This is a genomic window from Natrialba swarupiae (assembly GCF_008245225.1).
GTDB lineage: Archaea > Halobacteriota > Halobacteria > Halobacteriales > Natrialbaceae > Natrarchaeobius > Natrarchaeobius swarupiae.
This window is the reverse complement of sequence record NZ_VTAW01000011.1, coordinates 62,992-88,425: the sequence shown is the minus strand read 5'-3', so window position 1 is coordinate 88,425 and position 25,434 is coordinate 62,992. Positions and strand designations below refer to the sequence as shown.

At 65.2% G+C, this 25,434-nt stretch carries 25 protein-coding genes; 13 read left to right on the top strand and 12 right to left on the bottom strand.

What is annotated here, in order from left to right:
* Positions 1-181: 181 nt before the first annotated feature.
* Positions 182-1,447: an MFS transporter gene (locus FYC77_RS10365; RefSeq protein ID WP_149081431.1), complete on the bottom strand. Its 1,266-nt coding sequence runs from the start codon at positions 1,445-1,447 to the stop codon at positions 182-184.
* Between the two features lie 150 nt (positions 1,448-1,597).
* Positions 1,598-2,197 carry a DUF6149 family protein gene (locus FYC77_RS10360; protein WP_149081430.1) on the bottom strand — a complete coding sequence of 200 codons (600 nt, stop codon included), beginning with the start codon at positions 2,195-2,197 and terminating at the stop codon, positions 1,598-1,600.
* Positions 2,198-2,452: 255 nt separating this feature from the next.
* Here FYC77_RS10360 and FYC77_RS10355 point away from each other — a divergent pair, with 255 nt between their 5' ends.
* Together FYC77_RS10355 and nrfD are read left to right on the top strand one after the other, a co-directional pair.
* Positions 2,453-3,697: an NAD(P)/FAD-dependent oxidoreductase gene (locus FYC77_RS10355; protein WP_149081429.1), complete on the top strand. Its 1,245-nt coding sequence runs from the start codon at positions 2,453-2,455 to the stop codon at positions 3,695-3,697.
* 212 nt (positions 3,698-3,909) lie between these two features.
* Positions 3,910-5,235, top strand: coding sequence for an NrfD/PsrC family molybdoenzyme membrane anchor subunit (gene nrfD, locus FYC77_RS10350; protein WP_149081428.1), 1,326 nt, complete (start codon positions 3,910-3,912; stop codon positions 5,233-5,235).
* Positions 5,236-5,266: 31 nt separating this feature from the next.
* Here the strand turns inward: nrfD and FYC77_RS20955 are convergent, their stop codons facing one another.
* Positions 5,267-5,614: a HisA/HisF-related TIM barrel protein gene (locus tag FYC77_RS20955; protein ID WP_338016493.1), complete on the bottom strand. Its 348-nt coding sequence runs from the start codon at positions 5,612-5,614 to the stop codon at positions 5,267-5,269.
* A gap of 62 nt (positions 5,615-5,676) precedes the next feature.
* Between FYC77_RS20955 and FYC77_RS20950 the strand changes: the two genes are divergently transcribed.
* Positions 5,677-5,937 carry a hypothetical protein gene (locus FYC77_RS20950; protein ID WP_338016492.1) on the top strand — a complete coding sequence of 87 codons (261 nt, stop codon included), beginning with the start codon at positions 5,677-5,679 and terminating at the stop codon, positions 5,935-5,937.
* 18 nt (positions 5,938-5,955) lie between these two features.
* On the opposite strand, the gene FYC77_RS20425 is transcribed toward FYC77_RS20950, so the two are convergent.
* The gene (locus FYC77_RS20425; RefSeq protein ID WP_202911807.1) at positions 5,956-6,105 is read right to left on the bottom strand and encodes a DUF7557 family protein; all 150 of its coding nucleotides are present in this window, start codon (positions 6,103-6,105) and stop codon (positions 5,956-5,958) included.
* 461 nt (positions 6,106-6,566) lie between these two features.
* On the opposite strand from FYC77_RS20425, the gene FYC77_RS10340 reads away from it, so the two are divergent.
* Positions 6,567-6,878: a HalOD1 output domain-containing protein gene (locus FYC77_RS10340; RefSeq protein WP_238386890.1), complete on the top strand. Its 312-nt coding sequence runs from the start codon at positions 6,567-6,569 to the stop codon at positions 6,876-6,878.
* On the opposite strand, the gene FYC77_RS10335 is transcribed toward FYC77_RS10340, so the two are convergent.
* Positions 6,875-10,600 (bottom strand): Eco57I restriction-modification methylase domain-containing protein, encoded by a 3,726-nt coding sequence (locus FYC77_RS10335; protein WP_149081427.1) that lies wholly within the window; start codon positions 10,598-10,600, stop codon positions 6,875-6,877. The two genes, FYC77_RS10340 and FYC77_RS10335, sit on opposite strands and share 4 nt — an antisense overlap.
* A 247-nt stretch (positions 10,601-10,847) precedes the next feature.
* Here FYC77_RS10335 and FYC77_RS10330 point away from each other — a divergent pair, with 247 nt between their 5' ends.
* A complete protein-coding gene (locus FYC77_RS10330; RefSeq protein WP_149081426.1) occupies positions 10,848-11,306 on the top strand; it encodes a hypothetical protein in 459 nt (152 codons plus the stop codon).
* 10 nt (positions 11,307-11,316) lie between these two features.
* Here FYC77_RS10330 and FYC77_RS10325 read toward each other — a convergent pair whose 3' ends face one another.
* Positions 11,317-12,561: a hypothetical protein gene (locus FYC77_RS10325; protein ID WP_149081425.1), complete on the bottom strand. Its 1,245-nt coding sequence runs from the start codon at positions 12,559-12,561 to the stop codon at positions 11,317-11,319.
* A 168-nt stretch (positions 12,562-12,729) separates the two neighbouring features.
* Complete coding sequence (locus FYC77_RS20420) at positions 12,730-12,900, bottom strand: HVO_0758 family zinc finger protein (RefSeq protein ID WP_160048031.1); 171 nt, start codon at positions 12,898-12,900, stop codon at positions 12,730-12,732.
* Positions 12,901-13,057: 157 nt separating this feature from the next.
* On the opposite strand from FYC77_RS20420, the gene FYC77_RS10320 reads away from it, so the two are divergent.
* Entirely contained in the window at positions 13,058-13,444 is a 387-nt protein-coding gene (locus FYC77_RS10320) for a DCC1-like thiol-disulfide oxidoreductase family protein (RefSeq protein WP_149081424.1), read from the top strand.
* A 24-nt stretch (positions 13,445-13,468) separates the two neighbouring features.
* Here the strand turns inward: FYC77_RS10320 and FYC77_RS10315 are convergent, their stop codons facing one another.
* The 3 genes from FYC77_RS10315 to FYC77_RS10305 form a co-directional block, all read right to left on the bottom strand.
* Positions 13,469-14,167 carry a hypothetical protein gene (locus FYC77_RS10315; protein ID WP_149081423.1) on the bottom strand — a complete coding sequence of 233 codons (699 nt, stop codon included), beginning with the start codon at positions 14,165-14,167 and terminating at the stop codon, positions 13,469-13,471.
* Positions 14,168-14,334: 167 nt separating this feature from the next.
* Complete coding sequence (locus FYC77_RS10310; RefSeq protein ID WP_149081422.1) at positions 14,335-14,643, bottom strand: Hsp20/alpha crystallin family protein; 309 nt, start codon at positions 14,641-14,643, stop codon at positions 14,335-14,337.
* Between the two features lie 127 nt (positions 14,644-14,770).
* Positions 14,771-16,306: a sulfatase gene (locus FYC77_RS10305; protein ID WP_149081421.1), complete on the bottom strand. Its 1,536-nt coding sequence runs from the start codon at positions 16,304-16,306 to the stop codon at positions 14,771-14,773.
* A 229-nt stretch (positions 16,307-16,535) separates the two neighbouring features.
* Between FYC77_RS10305 and truA the strand changes: the two genes are divergently transcribed.
* From truA to FYC77_RS10270, 7 genes are all read left to right on the top strand, one after another.
* Complete coding sequence (truA, locus tag FYC77_RS10300) at positions 16,536-17,399, top strand: tRNA pseudouridine(38-40) synthase TruA (RefSeq protein ID WP_149081420.1); 864 nt, start codon at positions 16,536-16,538, stop codon at positions 17,397-17,399.
* A 102-nt stretch (positions 17,400-17,501) separates the two neighbouring features.
* Complete coding sequence (locus tag FYC77_RS10295) at positions 17,502-17,747, top strand: hypothetical protein (protein ID WP_149081419.1); 246 nt, start codon at positions 17,502-17,504, stop codon at positions 17,745-17,747.
* Positions 17,748-17,859: 112 nt separating this feature from the next.
* On the top strand, positions 17,860-18,987 hold the full coding sequence (locus FYC77_RS10290) for an NADH dehydrogenase subunit (protein ID WP_149081418.1): 1,128 nt from the start codon (positions 17,860-17,862) through the stop codon (positions 18,985-18,987).
* A 238-nt stretch (positions 18,988-19,225) separates the two neighbouring features.
* Entirely contained in the window at positions 19,226-21,019 is a 1,794-nt protein-coding gene (pepF, locus tag FYC77_RS10285) for an oligoendopeptidase F (RefSeq protein WP_149081417.1), read from the top strand.
* Between the two features lie 104 nt (positions 21,020-21,123).
* Positions 21,124-22,353, top strand: coding sequence for a proteasome-activating nucleotidase Pan2 (gene pan2, locus FYC77_RS10280; RefSeq protein WP_149081416.1), 1,230 nt, complete (start codon positions 21,124-21,126; stop codon positions 22,351-22,353).
* A gap of 509 nt (positions 22,354-22,862) precedes the next feature.
* The gene (locus FYC77_RS10275; protein ID WP_149081463.1) at positions 22,863-23,366 is read left to right on the top strand and encodes a pyruvoyl-dependent arginine decarboxylase; all 504 of its coding nucleotides are present in this window, start codon (positions 22,863-22,865) and stop codon (positions 23,364-23,366) included.
* Between the two features lie 117 nt (positions 23,367-23,483).
* Positions 23,484-23,876 (top strand): DUF5811 family protein, encoded by a 393-nt coding sequence (locus FYC77_RS10270; RefSeq protein ID WP_149081415.1) that lies wholly within the window; start codon positions 23,484-23,486, stop codon positions 23,874-23,876.
* A 308-nt stretch (positions 23,877-24,184) separates the two neighbouring features.
* Here the strand turns inward: FYC77_RS10270 and FYC77_RS10265 are convergent, their stop codons facing one another.
* Positions 24,185-24,589, bottom strand: coding sequence for a DUF6276 family protein (locus FYC77_RS10265; RefSeq protein WP_149081414.1), 405 nt, complete (start codon positions 24,587-24,589; stop codon positions 24,185-24,187).
* A 49-nt stretch (positions 24,590-24,638) separates the two neighbouring features.
* Positions 24,639-25,355 carry a V-type ATP synthase subunit D gene (locus FYC77_RS10260; RefSeq protein WP_149081413.1) on the bottom strand — a complete coding sequence of 239 codons (717 nt, stop codon included), beginning with the start codon at positions 25,353-25,355 and terminating at the stop codon, positions 24,639-24,641.
* Positions 25,356-25,434 lie beyond the last annotated feature (79 nt).

Below are 25,434 nucleotides of genomic sequence, written 5' to 3'. Positions count from 1 at the left end.
CGTCACCACATAAATGGTAATCCACGGTTATCGAAGCTGATAATCAACTGGCCGAAAAGACAACTATTTGATTGTTGTCGGTGGGATCCGCTTCTCTCCGCAGTGTCGTTCCTCCTCGAATGTAGACAGGTCTGTCGACCGGTCGAGCGAGACGCCCGGTAACGGGTGGTATCGTCGCCGATCACTCGTTCAACCCGGTTGCTGTATCGGGGCTCGCCTCGAGAAACCGGTCCAACCCGGCCGCAAGCGCGGCGGAAAGTACCGCGCCCGCGGCGGCGAAGCCAGCGATCAGGACGAAGAAGGCGGCGGTCGAGAACCCCTCGAGGACGAAGCCGGCGACGGCGATACTGGCCGCGCCGAGGCCGAACTCGCCGAGGTAGGTGTAGCCGTAGGAGAGTCCGCGCGTATCCGGCGGGGTGTAGACGGCGACGGCGTTCTGGTAGAACGGTTGAATCGCGAAGAGAAAGAAGCCGAAGACGGCACAGAGGGCGACGATCGCACCGAGACCCATGGTGGTGACGGGGACGAACGCCACCGCGAGGACGGCGAGCGCGACGAAGAGGCCGGCCAGCCCACGATCGGGCGAGACGCGGTCGGTCAACTTCCCGCCGACGTACTGTCCCGCCATCCCGACGACGAGCAACCCGACGTAGATGTAATCGGCCGGGGAGATCCCCTCGAGGCCCTCGGGCACGGCGAGGGTCTCCATCGCCGGCACCCCGTGGAGAATCTCGGGGAGATAGGTCAGCATCCCTCGGTAGTAGAGGCCTTCGAACGTGACGATGACGAAGACGATCGCGAACGTGCTCGCGAACAGTGCCCGTGAGTTCCCCAGCAGGTCGGACAGCGACAACGCCTCCGTTGGACCGGCGTCGACGTCGTCTTCGACTGCCGCGGTCGGATCGAACTGGGCCGTCAGCCCGTATACCACTGCGAGCAGTCCGGGGACGGCGAGCAGCGCCGCGACGAGTTGCCACTCGAGGACGATCAACAGCGTCGCCGCGACGAACGGGCCGAGCGCGATGCCGACGTTACCGGCGATGCCGTGCCAGGCGAAGACCGTCCCTCGATCGTCGACTCCCGTGCTGATGAGCGAGAGTCCGGCCGGATGGTAGACGCTCGCGGCGATCCCCCACAGAAGCAGGCCGGCGGCGATCGCGTAGATCGACGTCGCGACCGAGAGGGCGAGAAACGAGAGGCTCATCCCGGCGAGACAGAGGACGATCAGCCGCTTGGTCCCGTAGCGGTCCGCGAGGATGCCGCCGGGGAGTGCGCCCAGGCCGAACGGTGCGTAGCCGAGCGCGACGACGAGTCCCAGCAACGCGATGGTGACGTCGAACTCGGCGAGCCAGACGACCAGAAAGATCGGAATCGACGTCTCGAACCAGTGAACGAGGGCGTGACCCGCCATCGTGAACCCGGCGATCGACCGATCGTTTTCGTCCATTCGTTACGTGTTCCCGGCACGCAGCGCACTTAGCCGCTTGGAAGTCTCCCCCCAGATGTGAAACGGTAGATACGAACGGTGTCGATTCGAACGATGCCCGACCCGTCTGCGTTCGCTCGTCTGCGGGGCTCGATTCGTCGTCTCGACGAACTACTCGCTGGTTGGATCGTCGTCGACTCCAACCGCCTGCGAAACGTCGACCTCGTCGGCGTCGATGTCGTCTCGATCGCCGACGACTAGCTCGCCCTCCTCGGTTTCGACGTAGACGTCGTCCGCGAACCCGCCCTCCGCGTGGGGGTGGTCCGGATCCTCGAGTCGCTCGGGCGTGGACGGTGCCTCCGGTAGCCCCTCGGGTGGCGCAAACTGGCCGAGTGGGTCGTCGATCGTGACGTCCCAGCGCTCGAAGAAGTCGCCGTAGCGGTCGTAATGGGACTCGAGTTCGTCCGTCGGAAACTCCATCATCTCGGTCCAGCCGTGGTTGTAGAAGTCGAAGTTCGCCTGGATGTGTGTGATCTCGCGGGCTTGGGCCTCCGAGTAACCATCCTGAAGCGCCCGGAGGTAGCTATCGACCGTCGCCTCGAAGAGTCCGTCGAGGTGGGCCTCGCGTTCGTCGGCGTGGGCCGGATCGGCCTTGCCGAGGAATACTCGCGTGTGCAGGCGGACGAGACCCGACGTCGCGACCGAGCGGACGACCGGCGTCTCGAGAGCCTTGCGTGAGGCGAAGTGGCGCGCGTTCTGGTGGAGTTTCATGACTCGGCGTAGGGCGGCTAGCGTAAAGAGCGGTTCGGACGCCGGTGTGACCAGCCACGATACGCAGTCGACTTCTCTCGGAGCCGAGAGCGGTGACAATTATAACGATAACAACGCCTGCGATATGACGCATCGAACTATATGATTGGGTGAACGTATTCGGTTCGGGCGGACAATCGTCCGATCAGTTCCCCAGGGGAGGCAAAATAGACGAGATAGCAACCCACTTTAACCCGCATTACGAACGGTCCAAATATGACCCAGTACGTCATCATCGGTGACGGGATCTCGGGCAGTTCGGCTGCCGAGACCCTCCGGGAGGAAGACCCGGATTCGGAGATTACCGTCATCACCGATGAGGGGGAGCCACTGTACAACCGGATTCTCATCAAAGAACACGCGAAAGGGAAACTCCCCGAAGCGCCGATCTCGATTCACGAGGAGGAGTGGTACGACGAGCGCGACATCGATCTCTCGCTCAACACGCACGTAACGTCGGTCGACACCGACGAGAAGATCGTTCGCATCCACCAGGGTGAGGACATCCCCTACGACAAACTGCTGGTCGCGACGGGCGGGACGCCGACCCAGCTTCCGGTCGAGAACAGTGACGCCGACGGAATCCACCACTTCTGGACGTTCCAGGACGCACGGCGAATCCGCGAGAGCGCCGAAGCCGGCGAGGAAGCCGTCGTCGTCGGTGCCGGTCTCCTCGGAATCGACTTCGCGGCGGTCTGTGGCGCACAGGGCGTCTCCGGAAAGTACCTCATGCGTGGCGATCGCTGGTGGCGCTACGCGCTCTCGGCCGACGGCGCGGAGATCATGCACGACGGAATGCGCGACGTCGGCGTCGAACCGGTGTTCGACAGCGGCGTCGGCCAGTTCGAAACCGACGACGACGGTCACGTGACCGCCGCGATCGATCCGAACGGCGACCGGTACGAATGCGACTGGGCCGGCGTCGCGATCGGATTGACGTTCAACACCGAGTTCCTCCGCGGCGCGGGCCTCGAGGAGGACAACGGGATCGTCGTCGACGAGTACATGCAGACGAACGTCGAGGACGTCTACGCGGCCGGCGACATCACGCGATTCTACGACGTCTTGCTCGACCAGCAGGCACAGAACGGCTCGTGGGGGTCGGCAAAAGAGCAGGGTCGCGTCGCGGCGGTCAACATGGCTGCCGACGACGAGGACGAAGTCTTCGAGTGGGTCTCCTCGTACTCGATTACCCACTTCGACTTCCCGTTTCTCTCCTTCGGTCACCCGACGCTCGGCGACGAACACGCCGAACGCCGCTACAGCGACACCGAGTGGCGGCGTGTCGCGTTCAAAGACGGCAAGATCGTCGGCGGCGTCCTGATCGGCGATCTCTCCCCACAGAGCAACTTCAAACAGCTGATGCGCGAACAGCGTGTCGTCGCCGACCAAGCCGACGTTCTCATGAAGAAATCCGTCGACCTCGACGAGTTAGCGCCCGCCCAGAGCCAAGAACAGTAACGCGGCGAGCGAACTGAACCGCCGAACCCGTTTGCGAACGAGTCTCCGCCCGTGTGGGTGTTTCCCGCCGGATGGACTGCCGGGAGCGTAGCGATCGTGTGATTGTCACAGCTGTACGGCCAGTCTCTACGGTGACTCGAGGAAACGGGCCTGCGATTGCAACGTCCGGTTCGAAAGTCGTGGCCGGAATACGTCTTCGGGATTCGGTCACAATGAGTACGAAATCGCCGAGTGAGGCCGACATCCTCAGGCCGATGCAACAGACGTCGACGAAGTACTACGCGTTGGCAGCCGTCGCGGGGCTCGCGTTCGCGCTGTTTCTGCTGGGCTGGCTCTACCAGCTGTACGAAGGGATGGTCGTTACGGCGCTGTCCGACTGGGGGACCGGCGGTGGCGTCACGTGGGGTGTCTACATCGGCGCGTTCATCTGGTGGGTCGGCATCGCCCACGGCGGAATCATCCTCTCGGCGGCCGTCCGCCTGCTCGGCATGGATCGGTACATGCCGGTCGCCAGACTCGCCGAACTGTTGACGATCGCCGGACTCTCGGCGGCCGGCTTCTACATCGTCGTTCACCTGGGGCGGCCCGATCGGATGGTCACGAGCATCGTCGGACACTACCACATCACCATTCACGGCTCGCCGCTCGTGTGGGACGTGACGGTCATTACGGCCTACTTCGTGTTGACCGCAACGTATCTCATGTTGACGCTGCGCTACGACGTCAGTCGGCTGCGAGACGACCTCCCGGATCACTTCGGACCGATCTACTCGCTGTTGACGGTCGGCTACTCCGAACGGGAAGACGAGGTCGTCCAGCGGATGGTCTGGTGGCTCGCGCTGGCGATCATCATCATGGCGCCGCTGTTGCTCCACGGCGGGGTGATTCCGTGGCTGTTCGCGTTGCTTCCGACCTATCCCCGCTGGTTCGGCGGTGTGCAGGGCCCCCAGTTCCTGACGATCGCGCTGACGTCGGCGATCAGCGGCGTCATCCTCCTCTCGTACGGCTTTCGCCGGGCGTACGACTGGGATCACATCATCACCGACGACATCTTCCGGGGACTGACGCTGTGGCTCGGCTTCTTCAGCCTCCTCTTTCTCTGGCTCCAGTTACAGCAGGTCACCGCCGGCACGTTCTTCCCGCCGGTCGATATGGACTACGCCTGGGCTGCAACCCTCGAGCATCCGATCTACATCGTCTCGATGGCGCTGGTCGCGATCGTCCTCGCGTACATCTTCGCCCAGACCATCCGACCCTCGCTGTTCGCGAAACGCCGCGCCGTCGTCGCTGGTGTCGCCATCCTCACGGCGACGCTACTCGAGAAGATCCTGTTCGTCGTCGAGGGGCTGATGTACCCCACCTTCGATATCTACGGCGCGACACCCGGCGTCTACTTTCCGAGTCTGATCGAGATCGCCTCGGTGATCGGCACGATCGGAATGGTGGTGTTGTTCTTCTTGCTCGTCGCCAAAGTCGTCCCCGTCGTCGAACTTCACGCGATCGAACACCTTCGGGAACACCCCGACGAGGATCACTGAGGCGGGTTACTGTAACGATTTACCGACGTACTCACTCGAGAGATTGCGGAATCGCCGCCGCGATCGACCGGAGCCACGCCTCGCGGTCGTCGGCCTCGAGGGCGGCCGACGCTGCGCCGGTCGCGTCGACGCCGAGATCGAACGCGCGCTCGACGTCGGCAGCCGTCCGAATGCCACCCCCGACGAACACGGCGGTTTCGGGTCGCTCGCGGGAGACGAGGTCGACGATCGCGTCGATCCGTGCGGGCTCGCTTCGGATCGTCGCGTCGTCCGCCGCGACGTCGGCCGGCCGTTCGAACAGCAGACAGTCCGGCTCGAGTGTGAGTGCAGCCCGCGCCGTCCGGCGATCGGTCGCGCAGACGATCGACTCGAGTCCCAACTCCGAACACCGCTCGACGGTGCGTGCGACGGCCGTAAACGGCGTCGGATTCTCCGGGTGGATTGACGAAGATTCCGTCCGCGCCCGCGGCGGCGACCGCCTCGCAGGTGACCGCACCCGTCTCGCTGGTCGCGGCCGGGGTCGCCGACTGCGCGACGACTGGAAGCGAAGTCCGGTCGGTGATCAGCCGAATGTCGGAGTGGTGTGGCGAGACGACGAACCGGCGGCCGGTGTCCGCGCTCACGCGGTCGATCGTCTCCGCGAACGCGAGGCCGTCCCGTCCGACCGTCGCCGCTGTCGATTTGAAGTTGATCAAGAAGTGAGGATACTCGAGGCCCATCTCACTCCGAGTATCCTTCCTGGAGGAACGCCCCCTCGGTCTCGTAGATCGAGACGAGTTCCTCGATGAACTCCTCGTGTGTCTCGTCTTCCTCCAGGTGATCGTCGAGTCGTTCCTTGAGGTCGTCGCTGATCTCTAACGTGTAGCTCATGGGTGTGCTGGGGCGACGCCCATCGGACGTAGGCGGGCCAGTCATAAAATCGTATAGCCAGGAGTCGACTGCGGTGTGGATTCACCCAGACGTCGCCACTGGCGAAGCACGACGTTTTCGGTCGCTTTCGGCACACGGTCGGCGTCCGAGACGACGGACTCGGCGGTATCGTCTCGGTCGTAGCGAGGCGGTTCGGTCGGGTCGGAATCTGGCTGGCAGTCTGGTTCCACCGCATACACCCCAATCAGACGCCGTCAGCCACTCGGTTCGATCGTCTCACTCTCTGGCGGGACGCTCCGTACCGAAACGTGTTTACGTGAAGACACCGATCAAACGACAACAGAACCGCTGGTGGCACCCCAATTCCGTAATTCGGGCTCCCGGAACGTTAATTTTCCCGGACGGCTCGTCGATGGAATATTGGGGTATATTCTTTACTGGCGGACCCGACATCACCATTCATGAACCAGAACCGACCCTCGACGACAGTGAGTCCCTCCGACGACATCCGACCGAGCATGGCTATCGTCGACCTGATCGCCCGGACAGACGGCGTGGACCCGATCGAACTCGAGCCGCTGTACGAGGTGATCGACCCCGACGGCCTCGATGCAGTCTGTGGATCGACCACGGAGTCACTCGAGATCGAATTCGTCTACGGCGGTCGAACGGTTCTGCTCGAACGGAGCGGCGATGGGATCGAGATTACGCTCGTCGACACCGTTCGTCGAACCGACGCATCCGGGACGGTAGACACCGAGTCCTCGATCTAGCTGGACGGATCGGAGTCGGCTCCACACTCTCGCAGAACGCGTTCTCGTTCGCTTGCTGGGACGTCGTAGAGCGAGCAGACGCGCTCGTGAATCCGACGGTCGATCGACGCGATACGTTCGTCCAGTTTCTTCGCCCGCTCGCGACGCTCGACGACCCGTGAGAGATCGGCGGCGACCTGATCGAGACGGGGGAGCGTAAGTGCGTTCAACCGATCGAGGGGCGTGATCGTTCGCGTCGCGGCCGCCCTGAAGCCGGCGAACCCGTCGCCCACCTCGACGGCGTGCGGGACGAACGTCTCGAGTGCCAGCGCGAGGTCGTCGTCGACACCGACGAACCTGATCGTCGGCACTGGGTCGGTCGTCGCGTACCCCCACCGGTCCGTGTCGGTGCCGTCGTCCGCTGGCTTGTACCGAAGTCGAACCGATAGCGTAACCACGTCGCCGTCCCGGCAGAGGCGTCGATCACGTTTCGTCTCGATCGAGTCGATCCGGAGTCCGGATCGCTCCGTAGTCGTCTCGGTGAGCATCGTCCCCTCGACGCCCGGTTCGACCCGATACGCCGGAACTGCGTCCAGTTGGGTGCCGTCGTCGTACTCCCCGAGCGCCGCGTCGAGATCCACCGAGATCGCGTTCCGTTCGGCCGTGGCTGCGAGCCGAGCGTCGACGGCGGAGACGAGGTCCGGATCGGGTCCATCGCCCATCGCGAGCGGGAGCGACTCGAACGTCGACTGGTTGATCTGTGGGAACACCGACCGGTAGGCCGTGTGTCTGTACCGGAGATAGTAGTTCAACAGCGGCGAGTTGAGCAGGCCGAGGACGTGTTTGTACGCGTCGACCGGATCGACCGTCTCTGAGATGGATTCGGGCCGGAGGTGAACGGTGTACGCCGATTTGATCGTCGCCAACCCGTCCGGATCGTACGTTCCGACCAGCGAGTCGCTCGTCTGCCTGAAGACGAGTTTCGGACTTCGGTACTGGTCGGCTCGCTTCTCGAGGTCGTCGGGGTCGACGTACCGGAGTTCGGCCTCGTCGAGTCCGTACCGAACGATCGCGCTTCCAGGGGCGATCGGCTGCGTCGCCGGCGTCGGCTCGTTCTCGAGACGCGCCGCTCGCTTGCTCACCTCCTCCCCACGTGCGATCTCGGCGAGCGTCGAGAGCGACGGCCACGCCTCGATTCGATCGAGGATCGTTCGCGTCGTCTCGTCGAGGTAGATCAGGAACCGGGCGGCGGATTCGCTCGCGAACGTCTCGAGTGGGATCTCCTCGGTCGCGACTCCCTCGAGCGCCGTGCCGTCGACGACGGCCGTCCCCCGTTCCCCGAGTTCGTCGCTCTCCGTCGCGTCCCCGCAGGCGACGGTCCCCGAGTCGGGCCCACAGACGAGGATCGCCGCACCCGACTCGACGCCCTCGAAGACGGTCCCGACCCGGACGATTCGCGACGGCGGTGCCCGATCGATGAGGAGCCGCCGGATCGGCTCGTTTTGCTCGCGGGTCAGGATCGAATCGGGAACGACGAACCCGACGCGGCCGTCACGAGCCAGCCGAACCGCACGCTCGAGGAAGGCGACGTAGAGATCGAACTGGCCCTCCGTGGCCGCAAACGACCGCGAGAGATACGACCGGAGCGTGGAGTCGATCGTCGCGCTGATGTCCGCACGTCCCGCCGTCGCGACCCAGGGCGGGTTCCCGACGACGGCATCGAATCCGGGCTCCGCTCGACCGGAGTCGCTCGCCTCGAGGAACCGCTCCGGAAACGCGAGCGGCCAGTGGACGTACCGGTCGACGGCGGCGCGTCGCTGTGCGGCCTCGAACCAGGCAGTCCCGACGAGAGACTCGTACTCGTCCTCGGTCGTCGCCGCCGACACGAGGTGGTCGACCGCATCGGGTGGCACGTCGTCGGACTCTCCTTCGGGATCGGCGTCGAAGCGCTGTGCCGTCGCCACGTTCGCGATCCGCTCGAGACGGTCGAGGGACTCGCTGTGCTCGAGCAAGAGGTCGCTCGCGGGTTCGCCGTGCTCGAACGGATCGTCGGTCAGCGCCGATGCCAGGTCGGCGAGCTGTTTCCGGTCCATCCCCACGAGCGCGTTACCGGCGAGCAGGTGGGACTCGAGGGCGTCGCGAACCGCGGGCGTCCCGCCGGCTCGCTCCCACAGCGCGGCCCGCGCCAGGCCGACCGCGACGGGATCGAGGTCGACGCCGTAGAGACACCCCGCGGTGACTCGACGCCGGGCCCACGCGACGCCACGTTCGGGATCGACCGCCTCGAGCCCGTGTCGTGCGGCGTGGCGTTCCCGACTGTAGACGATTTCGCGGACGAGGAAATCGGCCGCGCTCGTCAGAAACCGACCCGTTCCTGTGGCCGGATCGAGGATCGCCCGCTCGAGGAGAGCGTCGACGAACGCGTCCGAACACGCCGGATCGTCCCGCTCGAGTCCCTCGCGAACGTCCTCGACGAGCGGACCGAGGGTGGACTCGACGACGTACTCGACGACTCGATCCGGGGTGTAGTACGATCCGCTCGCCTTTCGCTCGCCCGAGTCGGCCGTCAGGTAGACGTCGCCGGGGCGGAGCCCCTCTCGCCCTTCGACGTCTTCACGAACGGGCGCGTACTCCCCGTCCGCGGCCGGCCGCTCGCTCTCGGCGATCGCGAGTTCGTACTCGAGCGTCGACTCGTAGAGACGACCCAGGTGGCTGCTCTCGAGGCGATGGAGGGGGACGTCGGTCTCGAGCGGCGTCGACGCCGAACTGCTCGAGTGTGTGCCACTGGCCGCTACCGAGGCGAACGACGGTATCGGCGGCTGGTCGGAGTCACCACCGATCGTAGCCGTCCGGTCGACGTATCGCTCGAGTAGATCCCGAAAGACGTCCCGAACCGCGCGGTCGTACCTCTCTTCGAGTTCCACCCCGTTGGCGTCGATGGCGGGACCGACTTTTGCACGATCGCCGTCAGTAGACCGCTCGCTCGCGAGGTCGACGACCGCACGGCAGACGTCCGTACGGAGCGTCCGGACACGTTCGCGGGCGAGTTCCTCGCTCTCGGTCGAGGCGGCGTCGAGCGGACACGCGCCGTCTGCGCCCTCGCGGAACGCGTCGCCGCCGAACAGGCGGACGAACTGCTCGAGTGCGACGCGGTCGTCCGCCTCGAGGGCCGCCTCGAGGTCGACCTCGCAGTAGTCGTCGACTCGTCCATCTGCGGCGTAGAGTCGCCACCGTCTGCCGTCCGTGAGCACTCCCCAGCGGGCGGAGGTCTCCGTTATGAAGGCACGCATTCGGTGACTCGGGTGTTCGAACGGGCGCTCGTAGCCACCGTCTCCGTCAGCGCCGAACGCGAGCGAGTCGAACGGCCGTCCCCACCGCCGCACGTCCGCGACGGCGACCGCGTGCTCGAGCGGGTCCGTCGCGTCGACGGACGAAACCCCGTCGCCGATGGCGTACGCCGGTCGTCGTCGTGGCCGGTCGGCCGGGGGATCGCGGTCGTCGCGGACGAACGGAACATCGAGGGCGCGGAGAATCGGCCGAACGATCGCCTCCTCGAGGTCGGCGACGTCGTACGTCGGTGCGTCCGATCGCTCGCGTTTCCAGACGTCGGCGATCTCGGCGACGATCGCCCGGCGTTCGTCTTCGGGGTCGTCGGGGCGGTCAACCGGCTTCGAGTACGCCGCCTCGAGATACCCATCCGAGAACAGACCGTCGTTCGTGAGGGCGTCGGAACCACGACGCATAGTCAGACGCGCAGGGCGTTCGTCGCTCGCTGGTTTCGTTCGCTTCGACCGTAAATCGTCGACACGGTAGGGGGTATTCGACTGAGCCGTATAGTCTTTCGTTCCAACCGGTTCGGCCCGACGAATCGTCCGTCAGCCTCCGGGTCGATAACTGCACCCAGTGGATCGAACGCACGCGCTGAAGAGAAACCGACGCGCGATCATAGGATGATTTATATATTCTCGGTGAAACTTGGCTGGAAAACGGATGACCGAACGCGCTCACGCGACGGCCGACGACACCGCGAGTGGATCGAACACGGGGATGGGAGTCTCGAGCCGACACGGCGCGCGACTCAGAATTTCGGCGCTGTTCGGATTCGCGTTCGGGCTTGGCATCGGCGTCTACCAGATGTTCACCCTCGACCCGATGATATCGACCGCACACGACGGCGTTCCCCACTGGATGCGGGTGACACACATCCACGTTCTCGGTCTCTCGCTCGTCGTGTTTCTCTACTCGCTCGTCCTCGACGACGTCTTCTCGAGGCGGCGGGGGCTGATCGTCGGGCTGACGGTGTTCGGACAGTGGGGCGTTCCGCTCACGCTGTATCCGCTCATGGTCCACGAACTCGTGATCCTCGCGCCGGTCCAACTGCTCGCCGGAATCGTGACGGTGCTCGTCGCGCTCGCGTTCGCCGTCGGCTACACCCGTACTGTCCTGTGACCGGTCGTCCTCAGAGTGGCTCTCGAAGCGCCCACACGTCCTCGGTCGGCTCGAGGCGGTGTGGCTCGCTCCCCCGCTCGGTGAGGATCCCGGTGTGGTACAGCATCGCCTTCAGCTGGAACACCGTCGGCGAGTGGTAGACGGAGCCGTCCTCGAGCGCTGACCGTCGAAGCGCTCCATCGTCGGTTAGCACGCGCCGGCGGACGGCCTCGTCGCCGCGGACGAACAGTTCGACGGCGAACGTCGGGTGGAGTTCGTGCATGTGCGTGAGAAACTCGACCAGCGTCGGCTCGGGCTGCCAGTCGTCGTGCATCGTCTGGAGTTCGGTCACGAGTAGCTCCGTCGGCGGATACTCGAAGACGACGCGACGAGCAAGCTGCCCCCAGCCGGGTGCCAGATCGACGAACCGTTTGCTCGAGCGGTACCACTCCTGGAACTCCTCGAGTGCGGCCTCGACGGAGCCGTGGCGGGCTCGCGCGTACCGGACGACCTCGTGGCCGAGCGACGTCAGTTCCACCCTCGGGCCGTCCTCGACCAGCCCGAGAAACGCCGCGCCGCGTCTGGCGTCGTCGACCGCGCCGACGACGTCGTACGCCGAGAGGAGCGCGCCGGTGTCGCCGTCGGCGTAGTGAGCCAGCGGGTAGCCGAGGTAGTTTTTGGGGTGGTTGAGCCCGAAGGAGGCGTCCGCGACGCCCTGTGCCCCGGCCTGGAACCGAAGCGCCGTCGCCTCGCTCGTCGAGCGGTTGCCGACGATCCGCGGCGTCTCGAGCACTTCGACCCCCCCGTCGGCGTCGACGCCGAGGACGCCGACGTTCAGGTCGCGTGCGAGCGTCCGGTCGGTCCCCGAGATAGCGCCTGCCGGCGCGGCGACGTAGGCGGCGTTGGCCTCGTGGAGCCGATCGTGAGCCTGGACGATGCCGAGGCGGGTGTCGACGCCGCCGCTCGCGTACCCTTTCGCCTCGACGGCGATCAACGGCGGCTCGTCGCCGAGCCGAGAGACGGCGAGGAGATCCGACTCGAGCGAGCGCACGCCCACGAGGTCGGGGTAGCCGCCCCCGATCCGGACGTGGTTGAACGGTGCGAGTCGATCCCGAACCGCCGGATCCACCGGCTGGCCGGGGAGCCACTCCTCTCGAGCGAACTGCGTGTCGGCGACGACGTACGACGGCGAATCCGATCCGCCGTCGGGAAACAGCCGTCGCTTGGTGTGTGCGAGCACCCGCGGTTCCGAGAGCGAGTCGGTCGCAGTGCCCATGGGGCCTCATTGGACACCGACGTCAAGACTGTTCCGGCGTTCGCCGCCGGGCGAGCGGTCGAAACCCGACGGCGTGGTCGATACACACGCTCGGGACGCGAGCGGACAGCAACCCGTCCGAAAGAACCAGGGACGTTTCCCACGCGTTCAGGCTGTCGACGCCGTCGGTCAGCGGACCTCTTTCCATTTCTTCCCGGTCTCGGGACAGATGCGGATCGTCTCGATCGAGTCCGGATCGTTCTTGGTTTTCAGCTGTTTGCCGCTCTCTACGCAGACGAGCCTGTCGTAGGTGTCCTTCTCCAGTTCGCCCTCTCGGAGTCCTTCTCTGACGGACTTCACACTCGAGTTATAGGTTACCGAACGACAAAAAACATTTCCCGAAACTGTCCAGGCTGGATCGAACTCCGTCTCGAGCGTACGAGCGTATCGCCACGGTGTTCCACCGGGTGCGGTCGGTCGGGGCCACACGTTTGTGTCTCGGTCTCCTTTTCCGAGTATGGGCCAACCGACGCTCGTCTTCGACGACGACTGCGGCTTTTGCACCTGGTGGGCCGAGTACGTCGATGGCCGGACGGACGTCCGAATCGTCGGCTTTTCCGATCTAACTCCAGAACTGCGCGAGCGGTTGCCCGAGGAGTACGAGGCCTGTTCGCACGTCGTCACCGAGACCGACGTCCACTCCTGTGGGGCGTCGATCGAACGGGCTCTCGCCGATTCGGGGCTCGTCGATCCGCTCGACGAAGTCGTCGGGTTCGCGCGGAACTTCGAAGAGTACGAACGCCTGCGCGAGCGCGGCTACCGGTGGGCCGCCAACAACCGCGACCTGTTGGGACGCGTGGTTTCGACGACGCCCCCGGTCAGGCGCGAATCGGGCGATTCCTGATGCAGACTGCCGTCGGAGTCCGTCTCAGGTCGACGGGTTGAGAGTCTCGCGGAGTTCGACCAGCGGCGCCTCCTCGAGTGCGACGACGCGAAAGTTTCCGTCCCATCTGCCGGTTCGTATCGCATCAGAGAGGGTCTGCCCGAGGCCGTACGTCCCGAGAACCTCGCCGTCGACGTAGACGACGAGTTCCTGTTCTTCGGGTTCCTGAAACGCGTCGACGGCTACGAGCCCGCCGGTGAACCTGCTCACGCCGTCGTCGGTGAACTGGAGTGGGAGATAGTAGTTGCCCCGCTGTTCGTCACGACCGACGGCCCCGACATCTGCGACCTCCCCGTGGGTGACGAGCACGACCTCGTCGTCCGTCGGTCCGTCACCTTCAGACTCGACGTCGTCCGCCGATCGGTCGTCACGTTCGGTATCGCCGCTTTCCGGGTCGTCGCTCTCGACGTTCTCGTCTCGTCGGAGGGCGGTGACGAGCGGTTCGTCGGGTGTCTCGGGCGACGGCTCCGATTCGTCCGGGTGTTCCGTCGCGTCGTCACCGCGATCGTCAGCCGTCGCCTGGTCGGTGTCCACTCCGCCATCGTCGGGCGTAGGGTTCTCGTCGTCGGCCGTCGCCGCATTCCTACCGCCGCTCGGTGGATCGATCGTCTCGTCGCCGAGACAGCCCGCCGTCGCGGCGATGGCGACGCTACAGCCAGCGAGTACATGTCTGCGTGGGACCATACACGGCCGTTCGTGTCGCCTAACTTAAATCCACGAGAGCCATCTCTGGGCCAGAAATCGCTGCCCGGTGGCCGCGTCCGCTCGAGAACGGCACCGGACCGCCGAGAAAAAGCGTTCTGCAGGCGAACGCACGCCTCGAGCGTCGTCGGCGCTATGGAGCGGTGTCGTCACCGTCCGCCTCCGACCGCCCGCGAGAACTGTAGCGGTGCAGTCTCGAGCGTGACGGTGAGGACGCCGTTGTTGAAGACGGCCTCGCGGTCGTCGGTGAACCGTCGGTGGGACGGTGAGGGGATCGTTCGATCGTAGACGTCGCCGGCGCGCTCGAGGTGGATTCGCACGCGGTTCGAGTCGGCAGCGACCGAGACGTCGGCGTCGCCGTCGACCGCGTCCACGGCGATCCGGAGCCGTTCGGTCGACCGGTCGTAGACGACTCGCGTCCGGAAGGGATCCGTCTCGACGGGGGGAGCGAAGGGCACGAATCGACGTTTCGAACGACCGCGGAAACCGTTCGTCCTGTACACGTTCACGGTTGATGACGTGGGTCCGCTCGCAGAGGGCGTGTGCGGAGTCCGCTCGAGGACAGGGCGACTCCCCTCGAGCGTATCAGAGGTAGCCGAGGTCCGCCAGTCGCTCTTTGGTCCCCTCGCGCATCGAGACCGACCCGTCCGCGGTCGCCGACTCGAGCGAGCCGAACCGGTCCTCGAGGCGCTCTCGGAGCGTACGTGCCCGCTCGGGTTCGTCGCCCGAGACGTCGGTTTGCTCGAACGGATCGGTCGGGACGTGGTGGAGCCGTTCGAAGCCGTCGTCGCCGCAGACGTACTTGTACTCGTCCGTCCGGATCGCCCGAAGCCGGCGGTCGAACGCCCGCACCCGGTCGGGGATCTCGCCGAACCTGGCCTCGAGTCGCTCGATCGACGGCTGGGGAGCGACGTACTCGGCGAAGACGGCATCGCGGGGCTCGTCGTCCGAACCGGGAAGAAACGACCGCGAGGACCACTGCCTTCGAAGCGCCGGATCGTCGATCCCGACGGACTCGAGGACGGTCGCGGGGAGGTCGAGCAACTGCACGAGATCGCTCCGCCGCCCGCCGCCGGCGAACGGTCCGCCACAGACGACCAGCGGGACGTGGATCAGCGTGTCGTAGAGATTGTACTGGTGGCCGAAGAAGCCGTGTTCGCCGATGTGCTCGCCGTGGTCGCCACAGACGACGAACAGGGTGTTCTCCCACTCACCAGCGGCCTCGAGAGCGCGCCGGAGTTGGGCGAGCTGGTCGTCGACGTATGCCAGTTCGGCCCGGTAGAGTCCGCGGAGCATCGCGAACTCGCGATCCGTGATCTGGTAGTCCCCGCAGTCGTAGGCCCGCGGGTCCTGACGGATCGCTGTCGCCTCCTCGTAGCTCGCCTCCTCGGGGAGGTACCGTTCGGCGTACTCGCGGGGCGGATCGTACTCGACGTGTGGCTCGATGAAGTTACAGAACAGGAAAAACGGCCGGTCGTCCTTCCGGCCTGCGAGCCAGTTTTCGATCCAGGTCGTCGACCGGTCTGCACCGTCGTCGCCCGCAGGCTGGAGAACTTCGCTGTAGAGGATGTTCGCCGCGTTGACGAGGGGGTTCCCGTCGAAGAGTCGATTGCGCGTCGCCTCGAGTTTTTCACGCGTGTCTTCGCCGCGGACGACTGCGCCCATGTCGGCGTCGGACTGGATGTACTGCCACCCCTTCCGGAGGTCGTCGAAGCCGCGGTCGAAGCCGAACTCCTCGGTGATCCAGGTGTTGTTCGAGACGCCGATCGTCTGAAAGCCGCCGCCGGCGAACGCCTCGGGGAGCGTCCGCAGGTCGTCGTCGAGGTACGTGTTCCCGCCGTGAGCGCCGTGCTCGGACGGAAACATCCCCGTAAACATCGAAGCGTGGGACGGCATCGTCCACGGAGCCGTCGCGAAGGCCCGCTCGAAGGTCGTTCCCTCCGCGGCGAGTCGGTCCATCGTCGGGGTAGTCGGACGGTCGGTGCCGGAACGCGTTCGCTCTCGAGTGTCGGGATCGCCGGTGACGTCGACGCTTCGTGCCCGTGCGGTATCGAGAACGACGAGAACGACGTTCCGGACGGTTTCGTGTGACTCGGAATCACGTCCGCTGGATTCGTCCATGGGTAGGGAACTTCCGCTTCACATCCGGAAGGTCGTCGGCCCGGAAGGTGCAGGGAGTTCACAGGGGATGAGAGATGGATGCCTCGACCATCTCGAGCGGAAAATGTTCGAGGGACCGGGCTGGCGAGTGGCTGCGTGGAGAGCCACCCCAGGATGGAGAACGACCGCCGGTAGCCGAACGCGGACGCGGTCGACGGCCCTAACTCGACCGCCGCCGTCGGTGGAACCGATGCGCGCGTTCCGGATCGCCTACGACGGCACCGACTACTACGGATACCAGCGCCAGCCGGACGTTCCGACCGTCGAGGACGCGATCTTCGACGCGCTCCGGACGCTCTCGGTCCTCGAGACGGGCGACCGAAAGCCCGCAGGATACGCCGCGGCCGGGCGCACCGACGCCGGCGTCTCCGCGCTCGCACAGACGATCGCCCTCGAGGCACCGACCTGGCTCACCCCGCGGGCGTTGAACGCCGAACTCCCGGCCGACGTCCGGGCGTGGGCGGTCGCGGACGCCCCCGACGGATTCCACGCGACCCACCACGCGACCCGTCGGGAGTATACCTACCACCTGTACGCGCCGGCCGCCGACTCGAGATCGGACCGGAACGACGCGGAACCGGACGAACTCGCCCGCGAGCGAGCGGTCGATGACGACCGATTCGTGGCCGCCTGCGAGGGGCTCTCCGGCACCCACGATTTCCACAACCTCACCCCCGACGACCGCAACACCGAACGGTCGCCGACGCTCGAGGCGAGCCGTGACGGCGACTACATCGTCCTCACCGTCGTCGCCGATGGCTTCGCCCGCGAACTGGTTCGACGACTGGTCTCGCTCGCACGGGCGGTCGGAACGGGTGAGGCGTCTCTCGAGAAACTCTCCCGGGCGCTCGCGTCCGAGCCGTTGCCCGGCCACGAGGGCATCGCCCCCGCGCCGCCGGAACCGCTCGTGTTGACCGACGTCGCGTATCCGGACCTCTCCTTCGAGATCGATCGACAGGCGGCCAAGAGCGCTCGAGGCGTCTTCGCATCGCGGTCGATCGAACGGCGAACCGGCGCTCGAGTCGCCCGCCACGTCGCCGACGGCGTTCGGTGATCGACGGTCGGCCGGGAACGCTTCGGGGTAACAGTTCACACACGGCACACTCGAGCACCTCGTGTACGAGCGTTTTTTACCACCCGGAACACACCTCGGCGCATGGAACTGTCGCCGGAAGAGTACGGTGCCTACTGGCGTGCCTCGATTCGCATCGCAGGTGGGTTCCTCGTCGTCTACCTGAGCTACCGGTTCGTTCTCACGCACTTGCTCTCACACCCGGACGTCGCACCGGTGTTGATGGGCATCTTCCTCTTCGCCGTGATCGTTTTCGCCGGGACGTTTCTCGCGATGCTCGGGGTAGCCCGCGTCGTCCGGACCGCGGTCGATGCGGAGGGACGCGGCTGACTCGAGTCCCCGATCGTCAGCTTGTGAAGGGTAACGAACGACGTTCGTTATAAAAAACCCTCATTCGTGGGGCAGAACGCGGAGGAACGGTCGGTACCGACGTCCATATGTTATGTACGAACAGGCAGTGCGACCCGACGACGCGTCCCGGTGGCCGGAGGACCTCGCCGACGGAGTCGAGCGGATCCGCGACGCCGGCGTTGCGGGTGCCGGCGGCGCCGGGTTCCCTTCCTACGCGAAGTGGGAACGGGCGGACTCGACGGAGTATCTCCTCGTCAACCACCAGGAGAGTGAGCCGAACTACGTCGTCGACAAGTGGCTGGGGAAGACCCGCGCGAGCGCGTTCGCCGAGCTGTTCGACCGCCTACTCGAGGACGTCTTCGACGTGATCGTCGTGAGCGCAAAGCGAACCGACCGCGAGGGCTACCTGCGCGCTCTCGAGGCCGAGACCGGTGGAACGGTCCGCACGCCGGACGAGCTGCCACTCGAGGTCGAGACCGAATCCGGCGTCGTCTTCGCGTACACTGATCCGACCTACCAGTACGGGATGGAGAGCGTCCTGTTGAACGTCGTCGCCGACACGGTGATCGGGAGCGACCTGCCCGCCGATCACGGCTGGCTCGTCCAGAACACCGAGACGATGTCCAACATCTCGCGGGCGTTCCGAGAGCAACGGCCGGTGACGTCCACGTACGTCCACGTCGATGGAGACGTCCCCCGCCACCGATTTCTCGAGGTCCCGATCGGGACCCCGGCGAGTACGGTACTCGAGGCGGCGGGCGCTCCGATCGAGTCGCTGCCGTCGGACGCCGTCGTCGCGTCGGGCGGGCCCGGCTGGTGTTTCGAACTCGAGTGCGGGCCTCGGGAGTTCGGGATCACGAAAGCGACGAACGGACTGCTCGTTCTCGAGGAGTCGACGGTCGAGGCCAACACGCTCGGCGACGGCCGGATCGACGTCCTCGAGTCACGTGACTGGACCGAACGGGCGCTGGAGACAGAACCGACGGCGACGCTCGAGCCCGACCGTGTTCGGATCCCCCTCGTGACGAATCCGGCGTTCGAGGGAACTGTCGACCCGGCCCGGCCGATCGTCGCCCCCGGCGACCGGGTCGATCGCGGTGACGTCGTCGCCGGTCCCCGATCGGACGGGATCAGCATTCCCCAGCACGCCTCGATCGACGGGACGGTGACCGCGGTGACCGACTCGAACGTCGAGATCACCGCTGACGACCGTCGCTGACCGACTCGAGCGTCGAAATCGCCGCCAGTGACCGCGGTGACCGATCACGCCGCGCTGACCGGTGGTGCCAGCCGACCGCCCTGGTCGCGACAGCCACTCCCGCTGACACGTCGGCTCTACCTCCTCCGTTGTGCGATCGTCGTATCTGGCGGTATTCCTCGAGTCGGAACGCCGCAGGCACGTTCACGATTCGCAGGGGTTCGACACCCTTTACCACCTTCGCTCCGAATCGGCGGCCATGAGTTCAGTCCCCGAACGCTCCGAGGTCGACGAGGAGTACACCTGGGATCTCGAGAGTATCTACGCGACTGACGACGACTGGGAAGCCGCCTACGAGAGCGTCGCCGAGCGGATCGACGACCTCGAGAGCTACGAGGGCCGGGTCGTCGAGGATGCGGAGACCCTCCACTCGGTGCTCGACCTTCGCGACGAGATCATGCGTGAGGTATCGACCGTTTCGGCGTACGCCCGGATGCGCCGGGACGAGGACACGACCAACCAGCAGTACCAGGCGCTGACTGCCCGCGCCCAGTCACTCGCGGCCGACGCCTCCGCTGCGGCATCCTTTATCGACCCCGAAATTCAGGGGCTGACTCGCGAGGAGTTCGACGAGATGGTCGAGGAGAAACCGGACCTCGAGACGTACGACCACTACGTAGACGACGTCCTCCGGATGAAACCCCACACCCGCTCGGCCGAAATCGAGGAGTTACTGGCCGACCTCGGGGAGGTCACCGGCGCGACGGGCGAAGTGTACAACATGCTGTCGAACGCCGACATGTCGTTCCCGTCGGTCGAAGACGCCGACGGCGAGCTCGTCGAGATCACCCAGAGCAACTTCACGAACCTGCTGAAACGACCCGACAGGGACCTGCGCCGGCGCGTCTACGAGTCGTACTTCGACGAGTGGGAATCGATGCGAAACACGGTCGCCGCAGCCTACAAGAACAGCGTCAAGGCTGACGTCAAGACCGCCCGAGCGCGAAACTACGATACGGCACGCGAGGCCGCCCTCGACGGGCCAAACGTCCCGGTCGAGGTCTACGATACGCTCGTCGACACCGTCCACGACAACCTCGAGAACCTCCACCGCCACGCCGAACTCAAACGCGAGGCGCTCGAGGTCGACGATCTCCGAATGTGGGACCTCTACATGCCGCTGACCGGCGACGAGGGCCCCGACCTCGAGTACGACCAGGCGACCGAGTACGTCGTCGACTCGCTGGAACCGCTCGGCGAGGAGTACCAGACCCGGGTCGCGGAGGGACTCGAGTCACGCTGGGTCGACGTCTACGAGAACGATGGCAAGCAGTCGGGGGCCTACTCCGGCGGGACGTACGACACGCAGCCCTTTATCCTGATGAACTACCAGGACGACGTCTCCTCGATGTACACCCTCGCCCACGAACTCGGCCACTCGATGCACTCCGAGCTGACGAAAGAAGAACAGCCATACGTCTACTCGGGGTACGAGATCTTCGTCGCCGAGGTCGCGAGCACGGTCAACGAGGCGCTGTTGACGAACCACCTCCTCGAGACCGTCGACGATCCCGAACTCAAGAAACACGTCCTCAACGAGTTTCTCGAGCGAGTGCGATCGACGCTCTACCGCCAGACGCTGTTCGCCGAGTTCGAACACCGCACCCACGAACTCGAGGAGGCCGGCGAACCGCTCACCGCCGATAGACTGGACGAACTCTACCGCGGTCTCAAAGCGGAGTACTACGAACCGGCCGTCGTCGACGACCGCATCGCCCGCGAGTGGATGCGCATCCCCCATTTCTACCGGGCCTTTTACGTCTACCAGTACTCGACGGGAATCTCCGCCGCGCTCGCCGTCGTCGACCACATCCTCGAGGAGGGAGAGTCGGCGGCCGCCGACTATCGAACCTTCCTCCGGCAAGGATCCCGGGAGTACCCCCTCGAACTCCTGCGGACCGCCGGCGTCGACATGAGTTCCTCGGAGCCGATCGATCGGGCGCTCTCGACCTACGGCGACCGACTCGAGGAGTTAGCCGAATTACTCGAGTAATCGCCGACCTCGCGGGAACGTTCTGGAGATCTGATTCGAGTCGCGAAAACCGACCGCGACCCAAAGGCACATTTATGACCGAGGACTTATCGGCGCACGTCAGGATGTCTCGAAGCCCGTCTCTCCCCGACCGACCCCATCGCGATATCGACCCCGATCTCCCCGACGACGAGCGACTCGAGGCGCTTCGTAATCACTTCGTGGACCTCGTCGAGGTCAACGACCAGCTCTCGGAGCAACTCGCCGAGGCCGAACAGCGCCGCGAACAGCTCCGAGGAGAGGTCGACCGCGTCGAGCGCGAGAACGAGGCGCTCAAGAGTTCCTCGCTGTACATCGCGACCGTCGAGGACGTCCTCGACGACGAAGTCGTCGTGAAACAGCACGGAAACAACCAGGAAGTGCTCACAGAACTCTCGCCCCGTCTCGCCGACCGTATCACCGCCGGTGACCGGGTCGCCGTCAACGACTCCTTTGCGATCCAGACGATCCTCGAGGCCGAAACCGACGCGCGCGCCCAGTCGATGGAGATCACCGAGAAACCCGCCGTCGGCTACGAGGATATCGGCGGCATCGACGAGCAGGTCCGCGAGGTCCGCGAAGCCGTCGAACAGCCACTCGCCCAGCCGGAGATCTTCGAGGAGGTCGGCATCGACCCGCCCAGCGGCGTCTTGCTGTACGGGCCGCCGGGAACCGGGAAGACGATGCTCGCGAAGGCCGTCGCGAACAAGACCGACGCGACGTTCATCAAGATGGCCGGCTCCGAACTCGTCCGTAAGTTCATCGGCGAGGGCTCTCGGCTCGTCCGCGACCTCTTCGAGATGGCTCGCGAGCGCGAACCCGCCATCATCTTCATCGACGAGATCGACGCCATCGCCACCACGCGAACGGAATCGAAGACGTCGGGCGACGCCGAGGTCCAGCGGACGATGATGCAACTGTTAAGCGAGATGGACGGCTTCGAGGCCCGCGGCGAGATCCGCATTATCGCCGCGACCAACCGCTTCGATATGCTCGATCGCGCAATTTTGCGCCCGGGCCGATTCGACCGGCTCATCGAGGTACCCGAACCGGACCGCGACGGCCGCGAGCAGATCCTCGAGATCCACACGCGCGGGATGAACGTCGGCGACGACATCGACTTCGCGACGCTGGCCGACGACACCGAGGGCTACTCCGGAGCCGACATCGAGAGTCTGGCGACCGAAGCCGGCATGTTCGCCATCCGCAACGATCGCGACGAGGTCCGCCACGAGGACTTCCTCGAGGCCTTAGAGAAGATCGAAAACGACGACTCGAGCGACGTCGTCTCCTCCGCCGGCTACTTCTATCAGTAGGACGTCTCGAGACGGTCCCGGTCGGGATCGTTCCGTCACGCATTCGATCGTCTATCGCCGGAGAGCCCGTGGGTCGGTCCGAACGGGCACCAGTCACCAGTCAGGAATATATGTTGGTGTAGTGGCGGTTGTCGGTGATGGAAAACGATCATGCCGATCCGGATCGCGAAGGCGGGCTTTACCACCTCGAGATTTCGGCCTCCGACCTCGAGGCCGCGGTCGACTTCTGGGGATGGCTGTCGACGGAACTCGGCTACCGGCCGAAGAACTCGTTCGACGGCGGACGTTCCTGGACCAACGGGGCTACGGACGTCGTGGTCGTCCAGTCCGACCATCCGAACCGGCCGTTCGTCCGCCGGCCCCGGGGATGGACCACGTCGCGTTCCACGCGTCCTCGCGCCGGCAGATCGATCGGATCACGGACGAAACACGTCACCACGACTGACGTTCTCTCGAAGCGTCGATTTCCGAACCGCAACGCCTTACGCCGTGGATCCCCGAGCGCGTCTATGAGTTCGATCCGAGTCGTCTGGGGGGCCGCCTCGGGGCCGACGGAGATGTCGTCGTACGACGCCGCGCTCGCGGACGCGGGCGTCGAGAACTACAACCTCGTCTCCGTCTCCTCGGTGATTCCCGCGGACGTCGACGTCGAAGCCGTCGGAACTGCGCCGACCCTCGGTCCCGCTGGCGAGCGTCTGACCGTCGTCGAGTCTCGAGCGATCGCCTGCGGTGACGACGCCTCGAGTCAGGTGAGCGCGTCGCTGGCCTGGGCGCGATCCGTCGGCGACGGGCCGGGACTGTTCTACGAGTTCGCCGGCGAAACCGATCCAGAAACCGCCGAGAACCGTGTTCGGGAAGGGCTCGCTGCGGGTCAAGAGCTTCGCGAGTGGGAGTTCGACGAGCCGTCGGTCGTCTGTGAGAGCACCCCCGTCGAGTCGGACGGGTACACGACGGCGGTCGTTCTCGCGGTGTACGGCGAAAGCGACCCGATCGTTCGTCCGAACGCCGGCTAACACCGATACCGAGAGGGTCTCGAGCTACCGATCACCGACCGCAGTGACAACGACTGTCATTCTCCGAAAGCGAACGCTTTTGACCGACCAACACATTGGTGGTGGTACACACTTCTCATGAACGGAAATACGCCGTACGCAGGGCTGCCAGGAGAGACGCAGGCCGGAAGGCGAGCAGCGGCGGACGTTCCGACCCTCACGAGTACACAGAAACGACTGCTTCACCGCGACGTCTCGCGGATCGCGGCCCGAACCCGCGAGTTTCTTCCCGACGAGTACATCGTCGACGCCGACGTCTCGAGCGGCGTTGGGGGGCCCCAGGTCAGGGTCGCGGTCAGGCCACCGGTCGGCCACGCCGTCAGTGCCGGCTTCACCCCTGACCTCGAGAACGCGACCGAGGAGATCATCACGTCCGACGAGCGAAGCGAGGTCGCCCGCGGGCTGGCTGCAAGCGCCGCTCTCCAGGTGAAACAGGCAGTCAGCGACAACGTGACGCCGACCGGGAAATAAACTCTCGTACAAACTGCTGTCCGTCATTTTCGGGGTGACCACGAGCCGTCCTGCGGTCGCTCCGGTACATCGGTACAACAGTCCCATCAGAAGCAGGTGACGAGTTCGCCTGACTCGATCGGATCCGCCGGTTTCTGATGTCGATCCGTTGTGACGCGGACAGCACCCGTTTCGTCGATCGCGTAGACGGCCGCACTCGAGAGGTGTCCGAGTCTCCGATGATCGCCACTCGCCCGGCCCGCTGTCGGTCAGCTCCGGTGTGACTCCGACCGGTCTCGCCCACCGGTAGATCGGTACAGCAGACCGTTTCAGTACAGTAGCTGTTCGATCTGGTGTGTTCGCCGCTCGAGGTCGAACGCCGGTTCGATCGACGGATCGCGCCCGAGTCGATCCATCACAAGCAACGGGTCGGTTCCCGCGCGTTCGACCTCGCGAAGCAGCGACTCGATCGCCGATCGATTGGTCGCGAGTGACTGACAGAGCCCGAGCGCCAACGCGAGCGGGATCGCTCGCTCGGGATGGGCGGGAAACGAGTCGCTGATTCGCGAGAAGTCGACCTGGTCGTCCGATCGGCCCGCACTCGAGTCGACCGGCTCGAGCGTGAGACACCGCGTACAAAATTCGACGCCGGACGCCGCTTCGGGTGTGTACTCGCGACACTCGGCCGGGACGGCAAACGAAATCGTCGGCGCTTCGCACTCGAGACAGGCCATACGAGAGCAGTCGTCGCCCGCGTCCGAAACGGTATCGGTGGAGAGGCGTTCAGTTTCCGGGAACGCCGCCAGCGGTCGCCTGCTCCATCTCGGGTTCGTCGGCGGCCGCATCGGCCTCGGCTTCACGCTCTTCGCGCTCTTCTTGTTCTTTCTTCTCCTTGATCTTCTTCAGGCGGAACGTCTCCTCGCGTTCCTGTTCTTCGAGTTTCTGCTCGATGTACTCCTGGTTCTCGTAGAGTTCGGGAAGCAGTTTGAACTCGAGGGCGTTGACGCGTCGTTTGGTGGTCTCGATCTCGCGGAGCATCTTCTTCATCGCGGTCTCGACTTCCGCGGCGAGGATAATGCTCTCGAGCAGGTCTTCGTAGGCCTCGGCGGCCTCGTCGATGCGGGCGGAGGTTCCCATGATCCCGTAGCCGCGCTCGTCTAAGCTCTTCGAGACGCGCGAGGACTCGATTTGGGGGACGACGACGCCCATGATGTTTTTCGACTCGGTGGTGATCTCCGGGTGCTCCTGTAACGCGGCGGCTGCTCCGCGAACGGCGACGTCCCCTTCCATTGCGCGGGCCATGTTGATCTTCTTCTGGGCCTCCTCGTAGTCGTCGGAGAGCTCCCCGCGGACGTCCTGGGCCTTGTCCAGGATGTCCATGAACTCCATGATCAGCCCGTCCCGTTTCTTCTCTAAGGTCCCGTGGCCCCGCTCGGAGAGGTCGATACGATCCTCGATCTCCATCAGGTTCTTGCGGGTTGGTTTGACGTCCTCGGCCATCTTGTGGGACGGTTGCGCTCCCAGCCGGATAACTGTTTACAGTTTCAGTTGCCGGGTTTCGGCCCGCTCACCGTCGCCC